Below are 21,030 nucleotides of genomic sequence, written 5' to 3'. Positions count from 1 at the left end.
CAACCCTGATGGTTTAAATTTATAGTTTTAACGACGCCAGGAATAATAACATTGATGAATGAATGCATCTTTCACTAATCAGTCCATAAATGGACAGGGCGATAACTCATTGTTTATAAAATAGATAAAATGTACGGGTCCCATAAGACTGGAAAGTTAATATTAAGGGGCTGTAATTAAAATTGTGTAATTGCCTGTTTTTAATATGTTCTTCCAGATTGTTCTTACCCGCGAACACGTATTCATAGAGATAAGCATAAAAAAACAAAAAGCCATCTGAAAAGCGACTGCATGTTACGGCTGAGGCTCTTGCCTGTGCCCGGCCTTGCGCTTCATGAACCTCTCAGGCGAACTTCCTGCACTGACGAGGTGGACGAAACAGAGTATTTATTAATCTCCCCCACTGGCGTAGTATTGCGATAAGAATCATCTAAAGGCGATGGCGCGATGAGCAATATTATCTTCAGGACCATTAATGGTATTGTCAGACCCATTGCGGTCGGTGGACAGACTGCAAAAGTTAAAAAAAAGAAAACGGCAGGTAAATCCGAGTATCAGCTAAAAAAGAATCATTATAATGATTTCCGGTCGTTTACCGTCCCGAACGTAAAGTGTAAAACATGTGGCCAGCCTGTTTACTATTATGAGCATCCATCAGGCTCACGTGTTTTGTTTGATGAGCTTGGCCCGCCGTGGCCCCTTCATCCCTGTTTTGCCGCCGGACAGAGTATAAAGAATAAATCCGCTAAACCTTCTGTTAAGGCTGTGAGTAAAAAAGAAAAGGGATGGCTCCCCGTTGTGATTGAAAAAGCGCATTTGCTACAGGATCGTGTTGACGTTCGCGCCCGAACCGAAAAAGCGGTGCTAAATTTTCATATTGCGGCCTCAACCCTACGGGCGAGGAAGATTGCGGTAAGCCAGATAAAAGATCTGCTGGCGCAGGTGAAGCAACAGACGGGAACGGAGGTGCTGATCCAGCTCCACGATGGTAAATCTGGCTGGGAGCAAAAAGGAACACTGTCTCCCTCATCGGCTTCTGGCAGTGCGAAACAGCCAGCGCCTGTCGCGGTACCGGTGCTTAGTGAGAAGAAATTTAAAGCGTTAACGCCGCTGCAAAACGGCCTGATAAGCATCAAAAAAGATAAGCTTCTTGTCGAGTTTTTGTTCTATGGGGAAAAATATCATCAGCCTATTGGCGGTAATCAGTGGCATGGTCTGCGACAAAAACTGGAGCGCCTGAAGCTTTATTTTCGGGAGGATAAGTCAGGAAATCATTATATTTTTTATGCGATAAATCCGCGTAGCAGAGAATTTATTAACTTTGTGGTTAAGAGGACAGATAAAAAGAACGTGACCGCAGAGTCAGTTAACCCGGATAAACGGGTTAAGCTGGAGGATATTTATCTGGAGGACGTTGAAACGTTGCAGTTTAAGGTTCTGGGTAAAATTGACGACAGTTACATTACCTTTTATGTGCCCAGAAAATATCTTCGCGCGAATGAAAGTATCGACGCCTTACTCAACGGTGAAATGGCTATCTGGCTGGAACATGCCGGAGGAGCAGAGTGTCATTTTTCCATCGATGCCCCTTCAGGCCAGCACCGGAAAACCCCACGCGGTAAAGTTGCCATACTCTCCTGCACAAATGCAGACCAGGCAAAATTACCTGTAGCGACAGATTTTGTTGTTGAAAATATTGATGTGCGCGAGGATGCGCATGTTCAGTTATCCCTGTCTTCACAAAGAAAAAAATGGCACATGCCATTATTTGTCAGCGATTTTCAGCGCAACTATTTGATTAACCGTTTTGCCGCTGAATCGGAACTCTCCCTGAAGCAGCGGATACATAACAAAAAGAACGTGACGCAACTTTATGTCGACAACCGGTGCGTGGGTTATTACAAGATGCTGATCCCTGATGCCAAACCCACGTTGAAAGAGGTCGTTTCACACCATATCTCGGAAGATACGCAATTAGGCATGGCGTTTAGTAAAGCGTTGAACCGATAGCATTTATAAACCCCGGTAAGCAGGATGTTACCGGGGGCGATCCCCTTAGCGGAAGGTCTTTTTATTCCGCTCGACCAGGGCGATAAACTCCTGGATTTGCTGCTGTTTGCGCGCCGACAGTTTGCTCACTTTACGCAGCGACTGCATTAATTCGCTCTCTTCGGCGGCGGGGGGCAGCGCGGTCAGCACAATACAGCCGTCCATCACTTTCACATCCACTTCCGTACCGGTGGTAAAACCGGCCGCCTCCAGCCACTGGCCTTTCAGGGTGAGGGCGGGGATACGGGTATAATCAGGATGGCGACTCGCATAACTCACCGTCAGACGACGGTTATTTGCCGGGGACACTTCTGGATCGGTGCATTCTGCAATAGAATGGTTGGTAGTCATAGTCTCTATTCTCCTTTAATAGGGATTGTGATCAGCGATGCGGGTGTGTTCGAGCACACCCGCATCGCGCTAAAAAACCTGGATATAACATCAGCAAAAAAACAAAAAGTCCAGATGAAAATAGAATGAAATAGACACCTTCTGGAATAAACTGGATATATTTTTGCGGGTTATATTTGGCGGGGAATAATAAAAATCGCACCGTTCAGATGCGCCTTAAAAATAAGAATTACGCTTTTTTACGCGAGGCTTTTTTACCGCCGCTGGCAAACCCTCGGGTTGGTACATGGGATTATTGTCATTCTTGTCGCCCACACCGTTCGTTTTGAAAGTGGCAGCGAAGTCATTCGGATCATTAGCGCCCGAAAGGCAGACAGTAAAGAGAGGAATCGTTATGAGCATGGTTAAACATAAACGCGGCAGCGTATCCGCGCTCAGTGCTCAGCATGCGGCTGAACTTAAGGTGCTGGCGAATAAACCGGATGATGAAATTGATTACAGCGACATTCCTTCATCTGGTGATGACGCATGGTCTGACGCGGAGCGGGGGAGATTTTTTCGCCCATTGAAAATGCAAGCCTCTGTGCGTATTGATGCTGATGTCATGGAGTGGCTGAAACGTCCGGGGAAAGGGTATCAGACGCGGCTTAATGCGATTTTGCGCGAAGCCATGCTGCGGGAGCAAAACAAGAAATAGCGTGTCTGTGCTGACCTGTATCTGCCGGATGGCGGCTACGCCTTATCCGGCTTACAAATCGGCACCGGCCCGATAAGCATAGCGCCATCGGGCATCAGGATGGTTTACTTCTTCAGCCCCGCAAACGCCGCCCTTATCTCTTCTTCGGGGAGTTGAATCCCGATAAATACCAGCGTGCTGTGCGGCTGTTCGTCGCCCCACGGGCGGTCCCAGTCGGCGCTGTAGAGGCGTTGCACGCCCTGGAATAGCAGGCGGTTTGGCTCGCCGTCGATCCACAGCATTCCTTTGTAGCGCAGCAGCTTGTCGGCAGATTCCAGCAGCAGGTTTTCCATCACGCGGGAAACGTCGCTGATGTCGACCGGGTAATCCAGGTCCACCACAATCGATGAAATATCGTTCTGCTTGTCGGCGATAAAGTGGAAACGCGGTGTGGCGCTGACCACGTTCTCTTCCAGCATAAAGCCGTTGGTGTTGAACAGCAGGGAGAGGTCGATATTGCCGTGGGTAACGGTGTAAACCGGGGCGCGGGCGTTGATGCGCGCCAGGCGCTCACGCAGTTTTTCGCTTTCACCCGCCACATCGGTTTTGGTCAGCAGGATGCGGTCAGCGTAGCCAATCTGCGACTGGGCGATGGTGAACTGGTTCATCTGCTCGTCGGCATGGACTGCATCGACCAGCGCAATCACGCCGTCCAGCAGGTAGCGTTCGCACAGCACTTCATGTGAGAAAAAGGTCTGAATAATCGGGCCGGGATCGGCCATGCCGGTACATTCAATCACCAGACGGTCGAACTGGATGTTGCCCTTGTCGAGGTTGTCGAGCAGGTCTAACAGCGCGTCTTCCAGCTCGCTGGAGCGGGTGCAGCAGATACAGCCGTTGGTGAGGGTTTTGATCTGGGTGGCGCGATCGCCAATCAGCTGATCGTCAACGGAAACTTCGCCGAATTCGTTTTCGATAACGGCAATTTTGTAGCCGTGCTGTTCGTTGAGAATATGGCGCAGCAGCGTGGTTTTACCGGCGCCAAGAAAACCGGTGAGTAGGGTAACTGCAATCGGGGTCATTCATTTCTCCTTCTAACAGCAACTGCTTCCGCCGCTGCCGTAGCGGGCTTCCTGGCGCTCGCGGAAGAATTCTTCGTAAGTCATGTAGGGCTGGTCTGGATGGTTGGTCTTCATGTGCTCGACGTAGTTGTCGTAGTCCGGAATGCCAATCAACATCTTCGCCGCCTGACCGAGATATTTTTTTGCCTGACCTAAAGTACCAAACATTATACCGTCCCGTTAATGAATAAAGCCGGATAGCGGCATTCGCCTTATCCGGCCTACGTTAACTGCATTCTGTAGGCCGGATGACGCTTCGCTCATCCGGCATTCGTTTTTAGTGGTGTGAAGAAGTCTTCACGCCGCCTTCCGGTACCGGAACGTACGGAGTTTCTTTGTCGGTACGACCGTCGACGTTACGCACGTTCATCCAGGTTTTGATACCGTAGAAGATGATGCTGTACACCACGACCAGGAACAGAATACTCAAACCCGCGTTGGTGTAGTTGTTCACCACGATATGGTTCATGTTGGCAATCTGCTGTGCAGTCAGTTCACCGCCATTCGCAATCTTCTCTTTGTACTGGTTAGCCATGAAGAAGAAGCCTTCCATCTGCGGGTTGGTGCTGAACAGTTTCAGACCCAGCGCCCAGGTGGTGCAGAGAAGCAACCATGATGCCGGAACAACGGTAACCCAGATGTATTTGGTGCGCTGCATTTTAATCAGCACCACGGTGCCCAGAACCAGCGCCACAGCGGCCAGCATCTGGTTAGAGATACCGAACAGCGGCCACAGGCTCTTAACGCCGCCCAGCGGATCAACCACGCCCTGATACAGCAGGTAGCCCCACAGACCGACACAGCCTGCAGTACCCAGCACACCGGCGACCAGAGAGTCGGTTTTCTTCAGGAACGGCACGAAGTTACCGAGCAAATCTTGCAGCATAAAGCGGCCAGCACGGGTACCGGCGTCCAGCGCGGTCAGGATGAACAGCGCTTCGAACAGGATCCCGAAGTGGTACCAGAAGCCCATATCCGCCATCGGCAGCACTTTGTGGAATACATGTGCGATACCCACAGCCAGCGTCGGTGCGCCACCTGCGCGGTTCAGAACGGACGGTTCGCCGATGTCTTTCGCGGTTTGCAGGATCTGCTCAGGCGAAATCACGAAGCCCCAGGAGCTGACGGTTGCGGCGGCGTGTGCCGTCACGTCTTTCAACTGCGCCATAATCAGCGGTGCGTTGTCACCACCCATTTCATGCAGGTTCGGCATGGTGATGCCAAGGCCCGCAGGTGGCGTGTTCATCGCGAAGTAGAGGCCCGGTTCGATGATGGACGCGGCAACCAGCGCCATAATCGCAACGAAGGATTCCATCAGCATCGCGCCGTAACCGATAAAGCGGGCGTCGGTTTCGTTGGCCATCAGCTTCGGCGTGGTGCCGGAAGCAATCAGCGCGTGGAAGCCAGAGACGGCACCACAGGCGATGGTGATAAACAGGAACGGGAACAGCGCGCCTTTCCACAGTGGACCGGTACCGTCAATGTACTGGGTCACGGCTGGCATTTTCAGTTCCGGGTTGATGATCACGATACCGATCGCCAGACCGACGATAACGCCGATTTTCAGGAACGTTGCCAGGTAGTCACGCGGGGCCAGAATCAGCCATACCGGCAGCAGCGCGGAGATAAACGCGTAGCCGATCAGTGCGAAGGTGATGGTGGTGTCTTTAAAGGTCAGCGCCGGGCCCCAGTACGGGTCGTGGGCAATCACGCCACCGAAGTAAATCGAGGCAATCAGCAGCACGATACCAATCACTGACACTTCGCCTACACGACCCGGGCGCAGGAATCGCATGTAGATCCCCATGAACAGCGCGATAGGTACAGTAGAGCAAACGGTGAAGACACCCCACGGGCTTTCGGCCAGCGCTTTTACCACGATCAACGCCAGTACCGCGAGGATGATGATCATGATTAAGAAGCAACCGAACAGGGCAATGGTGCCCGGCACGCGGCCCATCTCTTCTTTGATCATCTCACCCAGAGAAGCACCGTTGCGGCGGGTCGAGATGAACAGCACCATGAAGTCCTGTACCGCACCCGCCAGCACTACGCCCGCCAGCAGCCACAGCGTACCCGGCAGGTAGCCCATCTGTGCGGCCAGAACCGGACCCACCAGCGGACCGGCACCGGCGATAGCGGCGAAGTGGTGACCGAACAGCACGTAGCGGTTGGTCGGCACATAGTTCAGGCCGTCGTTATTGATGACCGCCGGCGTGGAACGCGTCGGGTCGAGTTTCATCACCTTTTGAGCGATGTACAGACTGTAGTAGCGGTAAGCTACCAGATACACAGAGACGGAAGCGACCACAATCCACAGGGCGCTGATGTGCTCGCCCCGACGTAATGCCACTACCGAGAGGCAGAATGCCCCGATGATTCCGAGAATCACCCAGGGTATGTGCTTGAATATCTTTTTGGTATCCATAGTAAAACCTGGTTTCTTTAGATTAATAATTGGCCGAAGCCGTTTGGGTTCAAGTGTGTGTTTGAGGAGGTATATGACTGTTATGCTGGGGACGATCTTGCCAGAGAAACGCGCGCGTAAAGTAAGGTAAATAGGCGAGTGGTTATATGTCAGCTTAAGCGGTCAGGAGTGTCAGCGAGCGGTAAAGAGAGGGCGTAAGCGGTGGAAATTGTGTGATTGAGGTCACAATGAAAGCGAGCGACAGCGCTGCCGCCCGCTGGGTATCACAGGATTAGACGGTGGTTTCCATTTCCGTCATCACCGGATGGAAACGACGCTTGAAGTAGATCAGACCGTGACCGTCCTCGCCCAGGATAATATTTTTGATCTCAACCAGATAAACCAGATGCGTGCCAATCGCCTGCACATCGCGGATCTCCCCTTCAAGGCTGGCCAGCGCGCCTTTCAGCACCGGTTGCGCCAGCGGCCCTTTTTGCCAGCAGGAGAGGTTGAAACGTTCGTCCATCGCCATTCCGGTCATGCCGGCGAAGTGGCGCGCCATCAGTTCCTGCTCGTGGTTCAGCACGTTGACGCACAGCTTACCGTTGTCCTGAAACACTGGATTCATAGCGCTGTTGGCGTTAAGGCAGACCATCACTGACGGTGGCGTATCGGTCACCGAGCACACGGCGGTCGCGGTGATCCCGCAGCGTCCGCCGTCGCCTTCGGTGGTCACAATATTGACCGCCGCCGACAGGCTAGCCATCGCATCACGAAAACGCAGACGTTGTTCATCTAATTGCATTTTGACCTCCGACTGCGTTATTTCAGCAGCGTATCCAGCAGGTTGATATCGTTGTTGTTGTGCAGGTGTGGCACCGTCCAGCCGTTCTGGTCGTATTCAGACAGGCAGCGGTCAACCATCGCCATCATTTTGTCCATGTTGCCGGAGGTCTGCGCCTGACGCAGACACTGCAGGCGGATCTCGTCCTGGCTACCGGAGTAGTTGATTTCATATAACTCGTGGCGTCCACCAAATTCGCTGCCGATGGCGTCCCACATCAGTTTTAAAATCTTAATGCGTTCAACGTGATCCATCCCGTTGGAGCCGCGCACGTATTTTGCCAGATACTGATCGATCTGTGGATTATTCAGATCACGCGCGCTGGAAGGCAGATAGATCAGACCGCTGGTGACGTTACGCTCAATAATGTTTTTGATCTTCGCATAGGCCATCGGCGCCATCACGCGGTAGGTTTGCAGCGCCGCGTGATCCGGCAGCCAGGCACCGTTGACCCACGGCGTCGCTTCAGAACACATGGAGTCGCTCAGCGCCCAGAACATGTTACGCCAGGCCACGACTTCCCCCAGATCGGCCTGCACGCCACGGAACTCCGCTGTGCCGGTACATTCGAGCGATTTTTTCAGTAACGCGGTGATAAAGTCGAGTTTGACCGCCAGACGCACACACGCCTGCAACGGATACATGCGGGCGAAACCGCCTTCCATCGTCCAGCGACGACAGCGATCAAAATCGCGGTAGATCAGCACGTTTTCCCACGGGATCAGCACCTTATCCATCACCAGAATGGCATCGTTCTCGTCAAAACGGCTGGAGAGCGGGTAGTCATACGGAGAACCGGTCGCGCCTGCCACCAATTCATAAGAGGCGCGGGAAATCAGTTTCACCCCGTCGGCATCCATTGGGGCGACGAACATCAGTGCGAAGTCCGGGTTTTCGCCCATCACCTGCGCAGAGCCAAAGCCGATCATGTTGTAGTGGGTCAGCGCCGAGTTGGTCGCTACCACTTTCGCGCCGCTGACGATGATCCCGGCGTCGGTCTCTTTTTCCAGTTTGATGTAGACGTCTTTCACTTCGTCGGCCGGTTTGTGGCGGTCAATCGGCGGGTTGACGATGGCGTGGTTAAAGTAGAGTCCGGTTTCCTGAATGCGGGTGTACCAGTTGCGGGCGTTCTGCTCAAACTGACCGTAAAACGCCGGATTCGCCCCCAGCGCGCAGCCAAAAGCGGCTTTGTAATCCGGCGTACGTCCCATCCAGCCGTAGCTCAGACGGGACCACTCAGCGATGGCGTCACGCTGCTGGCGCAGATCGTTGGCGCTTTTCGCCACGCGAAAGAATTTGTGGGTGTAGCCGCCGCTGCCGGTGTCGGTGCCCCAGCAGAGGGCGTCCTGCATCTCAGGTTTGTGCAGTGCGTCATAGAGTTGGGCAACGGAAGCCGCCGCGTTGCGAAACGCCGGATGCGTGGTGACGTCTTTCACGCGTTCACCGTAGATGTAGATCTCGCGGCCGTCCTGCAGACTTTTTAAGTACTCTTCACCGGTTAAGGGGCGTTTGGCGTCAGCGCGGAAATCTTCAGGTTTCATAGTCAGACTCTCTTTTCGTATCGGATGGAAAGCCTGCGCCAGCGGGCGTCTTAGGCTTTAATGTTAAATTTATGTTTTGTTTTTGTTGTTTAATTGAAGCGTGATAAGACGATGGCGTGAAGGGACGATTGCGACAACGGCAGGTACTTTTCAGACGGGATTGCGTTTTGTGATCTGTGCGGCTTTTTGGCGGGCGGCGCTGCGCTTACCCGCCGGAAATTCATGATACGGGTACTTTACTTGCCCGGTACGCACTCGGCGAACATCCCACCAGCCGATTAAAGAAGCGGGCGAAATAGGCAGGATCTTTAAACCCCAGTTGCCAGGCGATCTCATTGACCGCGCTGTCAGAAAAGAGCAGCAGCCGTTTGGCCTCGCGCAATTGCCGGTCGAAGATCAGGCGTTTAGGGGGGCGGTTGGCGAAACGGCGACAGATATCGGTCAGGCGGGACTCCGTCAGATGCAGCTCGCTGGCATAGTCCGGCACGCTCCAGTGCTGGTGGAAGTGGGTGTCGATCAACTGGGTGAAACGCTGGAACAGCTTCAGTTCGCCGCGCATCCCGCTTGCCGCATGGTCATCGAGTTTGGCGTTACGCAGCAGCAGGGTGAAGACCGCCTGCGCCAAAAGTACCAGCGTGTGTTCGCACCCGGGCAGTTGTTCAGTCGATTCCCGCTCAATCAGCCGCCAGTAATGGGCCAGCGCCGCGAGTTCATCCGGTTTGTCCGCCAGCGAAAGGCAAATCCCCGGCAGGCCGAATGTCTCCCGCGTGCCGGGGTAAAGCACCTCTAACAGCGGCCAGATCAGCGCTTCCCGCACCGTTAGCACGTGACCGTCACTGTCTGATTCGGTAATAAACGCATGCGGTACCGAGGGCGGCGTCAGGACAAACAGCGGCGCTTGTACCGAATAGCGGTGATCGTCGAGCTGGAGTTCGATCTGCCCGGTATCAAGAAAGTGCATCTGAAAGAACTGGTCGTGGCGATGCGCCTGCATATCCCGGCCAAAAAACGCCGCCATGCGGGCGAATGACTGGTAATGCACATCGTCGCTGCCGAGGCTTTCGTCATACTCTTTGCTGATGTCGATATTGGCGATCGAACTCTGGCACATACTCGCTCCTTACGGGGTGGCGCGCGGGCGCGATGACTGCATGGGAATTAACCAGACAATGACGGCGCCGACAACCAGCAGCGAGGCGACAAACCACAATCCGCTGTTAAAGCTGCCGGTGACATCTTTCAGCCAGCCGATCATAAAGGGGCTGAGCGCCGATCCAATATTACCCGTGGCGTTGATCACCGCAATCCCGATCGCTCTCGCACGCAGACTGATCGACTGATCCGGCGTGGTCCAGAAAATGGCCATGGCGCAGAACGATCCGGTAGAGGCCATGACGATCCCCAGCATCTGGAGCAGATTGTTATCGGTGGCGGAGGCCAGTAGCCAGCCCGCCGCAGCGAAGAGATACGGCAGGGCGGTGTGGTGCTTGCGCTCCTGACGGCTGTCCGAATGGCGGCTCCAGAAGATCATCCCGAAAATAGTACACACCTGCGGAATGGCGGCCAGCAGCCCGATCGTAATGTTGCTGCTGCCCTGATTAAAACTTTGCAGGATCTGCGGCGTCCAGATGCCAATCGCGCTGAGGGTATTGGTCAGGCAGAAGTAAGCCAGCGTGTACATCATCACAATCGGAGTGAAGATTTCGCGCCACAGGCTGCGCTGTTGCATGGCGTGATGACTCACGGCGCCTTCCGGCTGCACCAGCGTCAGTCGGTCGTTGTCCATCATCTCTTGCAGGCATTTTTTGTCTTCTGCGGTGAGCCATTTGGCCTTCGACGGGGAGTCGTCCAGCCAGAACCAGACCAGGACGCCCAGCAGGACCGACGGGAACCCTTCCAGCAGGAACAACCACTGCCAGCCGCGAAGGTCAAACAGGCCGTCCATCGCCAGAATATAGCCGGAGACAATCGAGCCGAGCGCCGTCGTGACGGGCATGGCGATCATAAACAGGGCGTTGGCGCGGGCGCGGAAAAACGCCGGAAACCAGTAGGTTAAATAGAGCAGAATGCCCGGTAAAAAACCGGCCTCGGTGATGCCGACCAGAATACGTAGTATGTACAGGCTGTTCGGCCCGGTGGCAAACAGGGTCGCGGTGGAGGCAATTCCCCACAGCACCATAATGGTCGCAATCCAGCGGCGAGCGCCGACGATGCTGAGCATGATGTTGCTGGGAATACCGAAAATAACGTACGCGGCGTAAAACAGGGTGGTCGCCAGACCGAACATGGTGGCGTTTAGCCCCAGATCGCGGCCCATCGTGAGTCCGGCAAAGCCGATGTTGATGCGATCGAGGAATGAAAAAATAAACAGCACGAACAGAAACACGATCAGACGGCGGAACAGCTTATTGATCACCGACTGTTGCTGCGCCGTCAGTTGTTTATGCTGACTGGCAGGGTTTTGTTTCTCAGGGATTGCAGATGAGGTGTCGCTCATTGTTTTTCCTCTAATGGGAATTTTGTAGGGTACGACATAGGTTGTGCCGGAGGGGGCTAATGCCTTATCCGGCCTGTGTTTTGGTACTGCTGTTTGCCGGATGGCGGCTATGCCCTATCCGGCCAGCGGTTCGGTACTGCTGTTTGCCGGATGGCGGCGATGCCTTATCCGGCCTACGGTTCGGTACTGCTGTTTGCCGGATGGCGGCGATGCCTTATCCGGCCTACGGTTCGGTACTGCTGTTTGCCGGATGGCGGCGATGCCTTATCCGGCCTACGGTTCGGTACTGCTGTTTGCCGGATGGCGGCGATGCCTTATCCGGCCTACGGTTCGCTACTGCTGTTTGTCGGATGGCGGCGATGCCTTATCCGGCCTACGGTTCGGTACTGCTGTTTGCCGGATGGCGGCGATGCCTTATCCGGCCTACGGTTCGCTACTGCTGTTTGCCCTATCCGGCCAGCGGGATGCGTTGTAGGCCGGATAAGCGCAGCGCCATCCGGCGTTAATACACGCCGGGCGCTGCCGGTTTGGCGTCGACGTGTGCGCCAAACCGTGCGGCCAGCGCTTCGGCGGCGCGGGCGAGCAGGGTGGTGTCGACGCCAACGGCGACAAACAGCGCACCGAGTTCAAGATAGCGTTTCGCCAGCTGTTCATTGGCCATCAGAATGCCCGGCGCTTTACCTGCCTGGCGAATCTGCGCAATGGCGTGCTCAATGGCGGCCTGCACTTCCGGGTGCTGTGGATTACCGGCAAAGCCCATATCGGCGCTCAGATCCGCCGGGCCGATAAACACCCCATCGACCCCTTCAACGTCCAGAATCTGTGGCAAATTCTTCAGCGCCTCGCGGGTTTCAATCTGCACCAGCACGCACATTTCATCGTTCGCCTTTTGCAGGTAATCCGGGATGCGATTCCAGCGCGATGCCCGCGGCCAGGGCGCTGCCGACACCGCGAATACCGGCCGGGGGATAGCGTGTCGCGCTCACCGCCAGACGGGCTTCATCGGCGTTTTGTACCATCGGAACGAGCAGCGTTTGCGCGCCCACGTCCAGCAACTGTTTGATCTGCACCGGATCGTTCCACGACGGGCGAACGATCGGCTGGCTGGCGTAGGGGGCAATCGCCTGCAGTTGCGTCAGCACCGTTTGCACGTTATTCGGCGCATGTTCACCGTCGATAAGCAGCCAGTCGAAACCCGCGCCCGCCAGCAGCTCCGCGCTGTAGTTGCTGCACAGTCCCAGCCACAGACCGATTTGCGGGCGGCCCGCTTTCAGCGCCTCTTTGAATACATTTTGCATGGTCGTCTCCTTACACAAAGCGGCAGCTGATCGAGCCCATGTTGCCGTAGTCCACATGGAAGGTATCGCCCTTGCTGGCCGTGACCGGGCGGGTGAACGAGCCGCCGAGAATGATCTGCCCTGGCTCCAGTTGTACGTCGTAAGGCGCCAGCTTGTTCGCCAGCCATGCCACGCCGTTGGCCGGATGATTCAGTACGCCCGCCGCCACGCCAGTCTCTTCGATCACGCCGTTACGATAGAGCAGGGCGGAGATCCAGCGCAGATCCAGTGCGTCGGGTTTAATCGGACGCCCGCCGAGGATCACCCCCGCATTGGCGGCGTTATCCGATATGGTGTCGAATACTTTGCGCGGACGCTGCGTTTCCGGGTCGATGTTGTGGCAGCGAGCGTCGATCAGTTCCAGCGCCGGGATCACGTAATCTGTCGCGTTGTAGACGTCGAACAAGGTGCAGTTCGGCCCGCGTAGCGGTTTTGCCAGCACGGAAAGCCAGTTCGACTTCAATGCGCGGGACGATAAAGCGATCGGTTGGGATATCGCTGCCGTCGTGGAAAAACATATCGTCGAGTAATGCGCCGTAGTCCGGTTCGCTTATCTGCGAGCTGGCCTGCATCGCTTTCGAGGTCAGGCCGATTTTGTGGCCTTTTAGCGTGCGGCCTTCGGCGATTTTCAGGCGTACCCATTCGCGTTGAACGGCGTAGGCGTCTTCAATGGTGATGTCCGGGTAATCCAGTGAGATCGCACGGATTTGCTCACGCTGTTTTTCTGCCTGGTCCAGCCGTTGGGCTATCAGGTTATGGGTGTGACTATCGAACATGGCGATATCCTGTGGCATTGCCGGATGGCGGCTGCGCCTTATCCAGCCTACGGTTTTGTGCTGTTGTAGGCCCGGTAAGCGCAGCGCCACCGGGCAAAAAGCGCGTTACTTAAATAACGCGTGCACATTGTTTTGTTTGTAATTCAGCGTCGGGTGCAGTTCGTCGATTTCAAACGACAGCGCCAGATAGCGGTTTGCCATCAGCCCGGCGAAATGGGTTTTGATAAGCCCAAACAGCATTTCGCCCACCTCCTGACGGCTCTCCAGACTGCGCCCCGCGCCAATTTTCAGCGTCATATGGACAAACGCATAGTCGTGTTGACCGTCGGCCATCTGCCAGGTATCCAGCCAGTGTGCGCGGCTGCGGATGCCGCCGAGCGGGAAGATTCCGGTGGCGGCAAGCGCGGCGTTGACCTTAGCGAACAGCCCCGGCAAATCAGCCTGTTCACGGATGTTGTCGGTACATTCAGCGATAAAGTGCGGCATGGTCCTCTCCTCAGGCGGGCAGCGGGAAAACGGCGTTTACCTGGCCGGTGCCGGAACTGGCAAATAACTCGGTGAGGAACTCCACCTTGCCGTCGTATTTGTCCCAGCCGAGCATCCCCAGCAGCATCACCGTGTCGTGCATGTTGCCTTCGCCGTAGCAGTAGTCGGCGTACTCCGGCAGCATGCTGCAAAATTCTTTGAACTGCCCTTCGCGCCACAGCTTGACCACCCGTTCGTCCATCTGACGATCAAACTCGCGGGTGTAGCTGTTCATCCCTTCTTCCGCGCGCTGGTCGTCGATGAAACGGTGCGACAACGAGCCGCTGGCAAGCACCGCCACGGTGCCGTTGTATTGCTCAATCGCGCTGACGATCGCCTCGCCAAGCTTGCGGCTGTCGGCAAAGTCATGGACGGTACAAAAGGCGGAGATCGACACCACTTTGAAATGCTTGTCGCTGTTCATGTAACGCATCGGCACCAGCGTGCCCGTACTCGAGCTTGAGGCTCGGGATGTTGTGCGCTTTGGCGCGTACGCCCAGCTTTACCGCTTCGTCGGCAATCAACTGACCCAGCTCCGGGTTGCCGTCGTAGTCGTAGGTCATGTCGCGGATAAAATGCGGCAGTTCGTTACTGGTATAAATGCCGGAAAAATGGTCCGCACAGTTGATGTGGTAGGCGCTGTTCACCAGCCAGTGGGTGTCGAACACGATAATGGTGTCGACGCCCATCTCGCGGCAGCGATGGCTGATCTCTTTGTGCCCGTCAATCGCTGCCTGGCGGCAGCCGTGGTTTTTCCCCGGCAGCTCAGACAGGTACATCGACGGGACGTGGGTGATTTTTGCGGCTAACGCTAATGTGCCCATATCAGACTCCCCATTTCGGGATCGGATGGTCGCCCATGGAAATGCAGACGTTCTTCATTTCGGCGAACACCTCAAAGCTGTATTCCCCACCTTCACGCCCGGTGCCAGAGGCTTTGACGCCGCCAAACGGCTGGCGCAGGTCGCGTACGTTCTGGGTATTCACAAACACCATGCCCGCTTCGATATTGCGCGCCAGACGCAGCACTTTGCTGACATCCTGGGTCCAGATGTAAGACGCAAGGCCGTACTCCACGTCGTTGGCCAGACGCAGACCTTCCGCCTCGTCTTTGAACGGCATCAGGCAGGCGACCGGCCCGAAGATCTCTTCCTGGGCCACGCGCATCCGGTTGTCGACGTCCGCCAGCACCGTCGGGCGCAGGAAGTTGCCGTTTCTCAGATGAGCAGGCAGATCGGTCGGTTTGTCCGGACCGCCCGCCAGCAGAGTTGCCCCTTCTTCAATGCCGAGACGGATATAGCCGGACACTTTTTCCCAGTGCTGCTGGCTAATCAGCGCGCCGACCTGGGTGTTGGGATCGTTCGGATCGCCCACGCGCAGGCGGTTAGCGCGTTCGGCAAAGCGTTTGACGAATTCCGGGTAGATGCTCTGCTGAATAAAGATGCGCGAGCCTGCGGTGCAACGCTCGCCGTTGATCGGAGAAGATGGTGAACAGCGCGGCGTCCAGTGCGCGCTCGATGTCGGCGTCTTCAAAAATCAGCACCGGCGATTTGCCGCCCAGCTCCATCGAGTATTTCTTCAGCCCGGCGTTTTTCATGATGTTGCGCCCGGTGGCGGTGCCGCCGGTAAAGGAAACCGCACGCACATCGTGATGACGTACCAGCGCGTCGCCCGCAGTGGCGCCGTAGCCCTGCACCACGTTCAGCACGCCCGCCGGAATGCCCGCTTCCAGCGCCAGTTCGCCCAGGCGATCGGCAGTCAGCGGCGAGAGTTCAGACATCTTCAGCACCGCCGTGTTACCCAGCGCCAGGCACGGCGCGACTTTCCAGGTGGCAGTCATAAACGGCACGTTCCACGGCGACACCAGCGCGCAAACGCCTACCGGCTGCACCAGCGTGTAGTTGAGCATCTTGTCGTCGACCGGGTAGGTCTTTACCGTTCATCTGCTGGCAGACTCGGCGAAAAATTCGAAGTTGTGGGTAGGCGCGTGGGATCAGCACGTTTTTGGGTCTGAATGGATAGGCAGACCGGTGTCGGCGGTTTCCATCGCCGCGATCTCCGGCACGTTCTGGTCGATCAGGTCACCGAGGCGACGCATCAGGCGCGCGCGCTCTTTCATCGGCAGGTTGGCCCCATTTCGGGAACGCCCTCTTTCGCAGCCGCTACGGCCTGGCTTATCTCCGCTTCACCGCCGGAAGCCACTTCCGCCAGCACGTCTCCGCTGGCCGGGTTGGTGGTGTGGAAATAGTCGGTGCCCGCCACATTTTTGCCGTTGATCAATGGGTTTATTTTTTTCATTTTGCGGTTTCCTCACTCACAATTCGGTTGACCAGGCGGCCCACGCCTTCCACTTCCACGACGACTTCATCGCCCGGCACCACGTCGGACAGCCCTTTTGGCGTGCCGGTGGCGATCATGTCGCCCGGTTGCAGGGTCATGAATTCGCTCAGGTAAGCGATCAAAAACGGGATGTTGAAGATCAGATCGGCGGTGGTGCCCTGCTGGCGCAATTCGCCATTGACGAAAGTGCGCAGGGTTAAGTTGTGCGGATCCGGGATGGCCGCTTTATCAACGATCCACGGCGCAATCGGGGTCAGACCGTCGCGGCTTTTCACCCGCAGGTTGGGGCGGTAGTAGTTTTCCAGATAGTCGCGGATGGCGTAGTCATTACAGATCGTATAGCCCGCGACATAGTCCATCGCGTCGGCTTCGACGACGTTGCGCGCCGTTTTGCCGATCACCACCACCAGTTCCGCCTCGTAGTGCATGTACTCGACATTGTTCGGGCGCACGGAGGTCTGCCGTCGCCGTTATAAAACGAGTTTGGCGCTTTGATAAACACCAGCGGCTCTTCCGGCGGCGTAAATTCCAGTTCGCTGGCGTGGTCGGCATAGTTCAGACCCAGCGCGAACAGGGTGCCATTTGGGTGCGAAAGCGCAGGCCGCGTTCTGGTTTCCGTGATGGTCGCGTGCGTCCACTACCGGGGTTTTCCAGCGGCGGGGAAACCGTCTGCCTAGAATCGTACGCACCGTGGTCGCGCGGGGCGAATTTCCACGCGTGCCTGCGGAGTGCCAATCAGGATGGCGTCGCCCGGGTTCAGGGTAGCGAATTCACTGAGCGCGCTGAGCAGTTCGGCAGCGCTGCGTTGCAGGTCGGCGGTGTTCCAGCGATCGGCTTCGCGACCGTTGATTTCAGTGATGATCGTCAGGTTATCGACGTTTTTCAGCGCCGCCGTTTCGCCCATCGGCAGGAAACCGTCGCGGCATTTTGCTTTGATGGCCGGGCGGTAGAAGCTCTCTTCCGGCAGGCTGACCTCGTTGGCCAGTGCGTAACCGGCGATATAGTTTGCCGCCGCTTCAACCGGGACGTTGCGGGCTGTTTTTGCCGACCACCAGCGCGACCGTCGCGCCGCTTTGCACCTTCTCGCCCTGTGGATGCGGGATGGCGTCGCCGTGACGAATTACGGTGTTGTGCGGTTTGATAAACCAGACAGCCGTCTTCGGCGGTGCGTTATACGGGGCTTGCGTAAACGCGTCGCGCCAGGCATCAAGCTGGCTGCGATGGTTTAACGCGACGGCAAAAACAGTACCTTTCATACACAAACTCCTCAGGGTGAAATACCACACTGTGATTTCAATTAATATATTAATGATTCGGTTGTATGCTTTTGCTACGCGTTTGGCAAATAGAAGTGAAATAATTGTGATGATAATAACAATAAATTTACATATACAATTTAATGTTTATAATTATCATGTAATTAAAAAAATGGCGTGGTTTCTGTTAGACTTTTTCGCCTAAAACGGGTTGTTTATAAAAGCATCATTATTGAATTGTTTATCTGTTAATGATTTTTCCAGGGGAAGACCATGCATGACTCTTTAACCATTGCACTGTTGCAGGCACGAGAAGCGGCAATGTCTTACTTTCGGCCCATCGTGAAGCAGCATAATCTGACGGAACAGCAGTGGCGCATCGTGCGCGTACTGGCGGAACATCCGTCTATCGACTTCCACGATCTGGCGTTTCGTACCTGCATTTTGCGCCCGAGCCTGACCGGTATTCTGACGCGAATGGAACGCGATGGACTGGTGTTGCGTTTAAAACCGGTGAATGACCAGAGAAAACTGTATGTGTCACTGACGAAAGCCGGAAATGCGCTGTATGAACATGCGCAGTCACAGGTGGAAGAGGCGTACCGGCAAATTGAAGCGGAATACACGCCAGAGAAGATGCAACAACTGACGGCGCTGCTGGGTGAGTTTATTGCGCTCGGCAATCGCCATATTGCCGAGCGCGGGGAAGAAGAGTAACTACGGGTCCGGGTTCGCCAGATGAATCAGCGTTTCGGTTCTGGCGGGGGAAAGCGGTTCACGCGGCTGGGGAAGCGGCCACTGATAGAGCCAGCGGGCGCTGGTGGCGCAGGTTTTTCCCTGACAGGCACCCATGCCGCAGCGTGAGGCCAGCTTTGCGGTTTGCCAGTTTTTCGCCTCGGCAACGTCGCCGCAGCGCACATCTTCACAGCGGCAGAGTAATGTTTCCGGCGTGACGACCTCTTTGAGCGTGTCGGGCAGGGAGAACGTGGCATTGAGCGCGTCGGCAAAGCATTGCCAGCGATCGCGTTTTTTGAGCGCGTTGATCGCGCTGTCCGGACGCTGTGCCGCGATATATCCGGCAACTTCCCCTTCTGCCAGCGCCAGTTCGCTGCCGCCAAATCCCGTACACTCCCCGGCGGCGAAAATATCGGGCTGACTGGTGCGCTGTTGCGCATCCACGGTGATGGCATTGTTTGCTGTCGCACAACCAAAAATCAGCGCCGGTTCAAGGTTGGGCACCAGCCCATAGCCAATGGCCAGGCGGTCGCAGGCGATTTCCCGAATTTTACCGTGTTGACGCACGATGACCGCCCGCAGTCTGTCATCCCCCAGCGCCTGCGTGACCTGGCTTGCGGTGGCGTAACCTGTTGGCGCGACGGTGAAAAGTTGACGCAGTTTGTCTGGCCAGCGCCAAAGCCCCATCGCAAAGCGAACCAGCGCGCTACGCGGCGCCTGTTCCACGATCGCGACCACATTACCGCCCGCTTTACGCACCGTATCGGCAACCGCCAGCAGCAGCGGGCCGCTACCGGCAATGACCACCCGTTCGCCGTTAAGCAGCAACCCATGCTTGATTTGCGCCTGTAAACCGCCAGCGCCGGTGACGCCAGGCAGCGTCCAGCCAGGAAAGGGCAGCGATAGCTCGCGCGCGCCGCAGCATAAAATTAATCGCTGCCAGTGGACAATCCCGCAGTTTTCGGCGGTTTCAAACAGCACGCTGTGTGAGGAAGGGCGGGCAATCAGACGGGCGGCGGACAAATGCGTGATCCGCGATTCGCGTGCCACGGCGTCACGGTAATGTCTGGCGAGCGGCGGGAGTGCGACCTGTGGCCCGTCGCGCCAGATTTGCCCGCCGGGTCGGGGGTTATCATCCAGGATTACCACCTGCTTGCCGCTTTGCGCTGCCGCCAGCGCGGCCGCCAGCCCGGCAGGCCCCGGCGCCCAGGATCAGAATGTCACAATGCAGTGTGCGCATGGCAGCTCCTTTCTATTTTCATCTCCGGCTGGCATTCCGTCTGGCAGGCCAGCACCCGGCGTCCATTCACCGTCACGCGGCACTCCTGACAGACGCCCATTCCGCAAAATGGGGCGCGTGGGCGGTCGTGAACCGAGCGGCGCGTCACGGGGTTGCCGCTCATCGCCAGCGCGGCGGCGACGCTGATGCCCACCGGAACCTGGCAGGGCAGACCGTCAATAAACAGAGTAATAATTTTCATGCGCTGGCCTCCTGGCGTATCAGGCGTGCGGGCAGCCAGGCGTCCGGCGCGAACGCGGGTCGCTCGCCGAGGATCTGCGCACAGAGCAGCTCGGCGGTTGCCGGTGCGGTGGTCACGCCCAGCCCCTCATGACCGAGCGCCAGCCAGACGCCGGGGCGCGAAGGATGCGGACCGATAAGCGGATTGCCGTCTTCGGAAGCGGCGCGAAAACCGCTCCAGCAACGGATGATGTTCAGACTGGCGATGGCCGGTAAAAAATGGTGCGCGCGCTTGAGCATCATCGCCAGCAGCGGCAGATCCAGCTCACGGTCGAGGGTGTCAAACTGGCGCGAGGAACCAATCAGCCATTGTCCGGTGGGGCGTGGCTGCACATTAAACGCCACCGAGGTTCCCCCGGCGTGGGCGCTGGCGCCGTAGCCCAGCTCCACCAGTTGATGGTTCAGCGTTGTGCCGTAACGGTCGGTAATGGCCAGTTGGCCTTTTTTGGGGCGCAGCCAGTTTTCCTGCAATAGCGTATTGGCGCCCAGGCCGCAGGCGACCACAATCGCGCGCGCCCGCAGACGTTTTCCGCTCTCCAGCACCACCTGGGGGGCGTCGATTGAAACGGCCCCTTCGTTAACACTGGTGATGGCCTGCGCCGCATCGTCAATAAACCAGCGCGCCACGTTGGGGGCGTAAACAATGCCGTCGCCCGGCACCCACAAACCTCCCGCCAGATCCGGCGTCAGCAGCGGTTCGCGCGCGGCAACCTGTGCGCGGGTCTGCATTTCGCTGGCGACCTGGTGCGCTGCCATGCGCTGTTGTTTTTCCTCGGCGAGGGCCAGTTCCTGTTCGTTTTCCGCCAGCCATAAGGTTCCGCAGCCGTGCCAGGCGCAGGTGTGCGGCATCCGTGGCGTGAGTTCCCGCCAGCGTGCCAGCGACCAGGCCGACAGCGCCAGTTCGGCGGGATCGTCATCCATACAGACCAGATGCCCCATTCCGGCGGCGGTTGCTCCAGCGTGCCCGTCGTCGATAAGGGTGACGCGTTGCCCGCGTTTCGCCAGTTGCCAGGCACAGGCTGCGCCAACTATCCCGGCACCGATGACAATGACGTC

15 protein-coding genes and 7 pseudogenes are annotated in these 21,030 nt (G+C 56.6%); 5 read left to right on the top strand and 17 right to left on the bottom strand.

Translation table 11 applies throughout. The features are described from left to right. Positions 1-447: 447 nt before the first annotated feature. Positions 448-2,010, top strand: a complete 1,563-nt coding sequence (locus P2W74_RS19945) for a hypothetical protein (protein WP_276292931.1) — start codon at positions 448-450, stop codon at positions 2,008-2,010. Positions 2,011-2,055: 45 nt separating this feature from the next. On the opposite strand, the gene symE is transcribed toward P2W74_RS19945, so the two are convergent. Continuing rightward, positions 2,056-2,400 (bottom strand): endoribonuclease SymE, encoded by a 345-nt coding sequence (gene symE, locus P2W74_RS19940; RefSeq protein WP_276292930.1) that lies wholly within the window; start codon positions 2,398-2,400, stop codon positions 2,056-2,058. A gap of 261 nt (positions 2,401-2,661) precedes the next feature. On the opposite strand from symE, the pseudogene P2W74_RS19935 reads away from it, so the two are divergent. After that, positions 2,662-2,808 (top strand): annotated as a pseudogene (locus P2W74_RS19935) (BrnT family toxin); the annotation flags it as partial. Further along, a complete protein-coding gene (locus P2W74_RS19930) occupies positions 2,795-3,097 on the top strand; it encodes a BrnA antitoxin family protein (protein ID WP_276292929.1) in 303 nt (100 codons plus the stop codon). The pseudogene P2W74_RS19935 and the gene P2W74_RS19930, both read left to right, overlap by 14 nt. 104 nt (positions 3,098-3,201) lie before the next feature. On the opposite strand, the gene yjiA is transcribed toward P2W74_RS19930, so the two are convergent. The 7 genes from yjiA to hpaX all read right to left on the bottom strand — a co-directional run bounded on the left by yjiA (position 3,202) and on the right by hpaX (position 11,486). Further along, the gene (gene yjiA, locus P2W74_RS19925; RefSeq protein WP_276292928.1) at positions 3,202-4,158 is read right to left on the bottom strand and encodes a GTPase; all 957 of its coding nucleotides are present in this window, start codon (positions 4,156-4,158) and stop codon (positions 3,202-3,204) included. Positions 4,159-4,170: 12 nt separating this feature from the next. Further along, positions 4,171-4,365, bottom strand: coding sequence for a YbdD/YjiX family protein (locus tag P2W74_RS19920; protein ID WP_192610940.1), 195 nt, complete (start codon positions 4,363-4,365; stop codon positions 4,171-4,173). 109 nt (positions 4,366-4,474) lie between these two features. Next, positions 4,475-6,625, bottom strand: coding sequence for a pyruvate/proton symporter BtsT (gene btsT / locus P2W74_RS19915; protein WP_276292927.1), 2,151 nt, complete (start codon positions 6,623-6,625; stop codon positions 4,475-4,477). A 271-nt stretch (positions 6,626-6,896) separates the two neighbouring features. Next, complete coding sequence (locus P2W74_RS19910) at positions 6,897-7,409, bottom strand: 4-hydroxyphenylacetate 3-monooxygenase reductase subunit (protein ID WP_276292926.1); 513 nt, start codon at positions 7,407-7,409, stop codon at positions 6,897-6,899. Positions 7,410-7,426: 17 nt separating this feature from the next. Continuing rightward, complete coding sequence (gene hpaB, locus P2W74_RS19905; protein WP_276292925.1) at positions 7,427-8,989, bottom strand: 4-hydroxyphenylacetate 3-monooxygenase, oxygenase component; 1,563 nt, start codon at positions 8,987-8,989, stop codon at positions 7,427-7,429. A 220-nt stretch (positions 8,990-9,209) separates the two neighbouring features. Beyond that, positions 9,210-10,100 (bottom strand): 4-hydroxyphenylacetate catabolism regulatory protein HpaA, encoded by an 891-nt coding sequence (gene hpaA, locus P2W74_RS19900; RefSeq protein WP_192610944.1) that lies wholly within the window; start codon positions 10,098-10,100, stop codon positions 9,210-9,212. A 9-nt stretch (positions 10,101-10,109) separates the two neighbouring features. Continuing rightward, positions 10,110-11,486 (bottom strand): 4-hydroxyphenylacetate permease, encoded by a 1,377-nt coding sequence (gene hpaX, locus P2W74_RS19895; protein WP_276292924.1) that lies wholly within the window; start codon positions 11,484-11,486, stop codon positions 10,110-10,112. A 109-nt stretch (positions 11,487-11,595) separates the two neighbouring features. Here hpaX and P2W74_RS19890 point away from each other — a divergent pair, with 109 nt between their 5' ends. Then, a complete protein-coding gene (locus P2W74_RS19890; RefSeq protein ID WP_276292923.1) occupies positions 11,596-11,961 on the top strand; it encodes a hypothetical protein in 366 nt (121 codons plus the stop codon). Between the two features lie 27 nt (positions 11,962-11,988). On the opposite strand, the pseudogene hpaI reads toward P2W74_RS19890, so the two are convergent. The 6 genes and pseudogenes from hpaI to hpaG form a co-directional block, all read right to left on the bottom strand. Beyond that, positions 11,989-12,784: pseudogene (gene hpaI / locus P2W74_RS19885) on the bottom strand (4-hydroxy-2-oxoheptanedioate aldolase). A 10-nt stretch (positions 12,785-12,794) separates the two neighbouring features. Further along, a pseudogene (gene hpaH / locus P2W74_RS19880) lies at positions 12,795-13,599 on the bottom strand (2-oxo-hept-4-ene-1,7-dioate hydratase). Positions 13,600-13,704: 105 nt separating this feature from the next. Next, on the bottom strand, positions 13,705-14,085 hold the full coding sequence (locus tag P2W74_RS19875; RefSeq protein ID WP_276292922.1) for a 5-carboxymethyl-2-hydroxymuconate Delta-isomerase: 381 nt from the start codon (positions 14,083-14,085) through the stop codon (positions 13,705-13,707). 10 nt (positions 14,086-14,095) lie between these two features. Then, positions 14,096-14,948, bottom strand: a pseudogene (gene hpaD, locus P2W74_RS19870) (3,4-dihydroxyphenylacetate 2,3-dioxygenase). A gap of 1 nt (position 14,949) precedes the next feature. Then, a pseudogene (hpaE, locus tag P2W74_RS19865) lies at positions 14,950-16,422 on the bottom strand (5-carboxymethyl-2-hydroxymuconate semialdehyde dehydrogenase). Next, positions 16,419-17,720, bottom strand: a pseudogene (gene hpaG / locus P2W74_RS19860) (4-hydroxyphenylacetate degradation bifunctional isomerase/decarboxylase). Before hpaG ends, hpaE begins: the two co-directional pseudogenes overlap by 4 nt. 273 nt (positions 17,721-17,993) lie before the next feature. On the opposite strand from hpaG, the gene hpaR reads away from it, so the two are divergent. Further along, entirely contained in the window at positions 17,994-18,437 is a 444-nt protein-coding gene (gene hpaR / locus P2W74_RS19855; protein WP_192610952.1) for a homoprotocatechuate degradation operon regulator HpaR, read from the top strand. On the opposite strand, the pseudogene P2W74_RS19850 reads toward hpaR, so the two are convergent. The 3 genes and pseudogenes from P2W74_RS19850 to P2W74_RS19840 form a co-directional block, all read right to left on the bottom strand. Next, positions 18,438-19,695 (bottom strand): annotated as a pseudogene (locus P2W74_RS19850) (FAD-dependent oxidoreductase). Further along, complete coding sequence (locus P2W74_RS19845; RefSeq protein ID WP_276292921.1) at positions 19,676-19,936, bottom strand: (2Fe-2S)-binding protein; 261 nt, start codon at positions 19,934-19,936, stop codon at positions 19,676-19,678. The pseudogene P2W74_RS19850 and the gene P2W74_RS19845 overlap by 20 nt, the downstream one beginning before the upstream one ends. Beyond that, entirely contained in the window at positions 19,933-21,024 is a 1,092-nt protein-coding gene (locus P2W74_RS19840) for an NAD(P)/FAD-dependent oxidoreductase (RefSeq protein ID WP_276295236.1), read from the bottom strand. Before P2W74_RS19840 ends, P2W74_RS19845 begins: the two co-directional genes overlap by 4 nt. Positions 21,025-21,030 lie beyond the last annotated feature (6 nt).

This window comes from Citrobacter enshiensis, assembly GCF_029338175.1.
Classification (GTDB): Bacteria; Pseudomonadota; Gammaproteobacteria; order Enterobacterales; family Enterobacteriaceae; genus Citrobacter_D; species Citrobacter_D enshiensis.
This window is presented reverse-complemented; position numbering and strand designations above follow the sequence as displayed.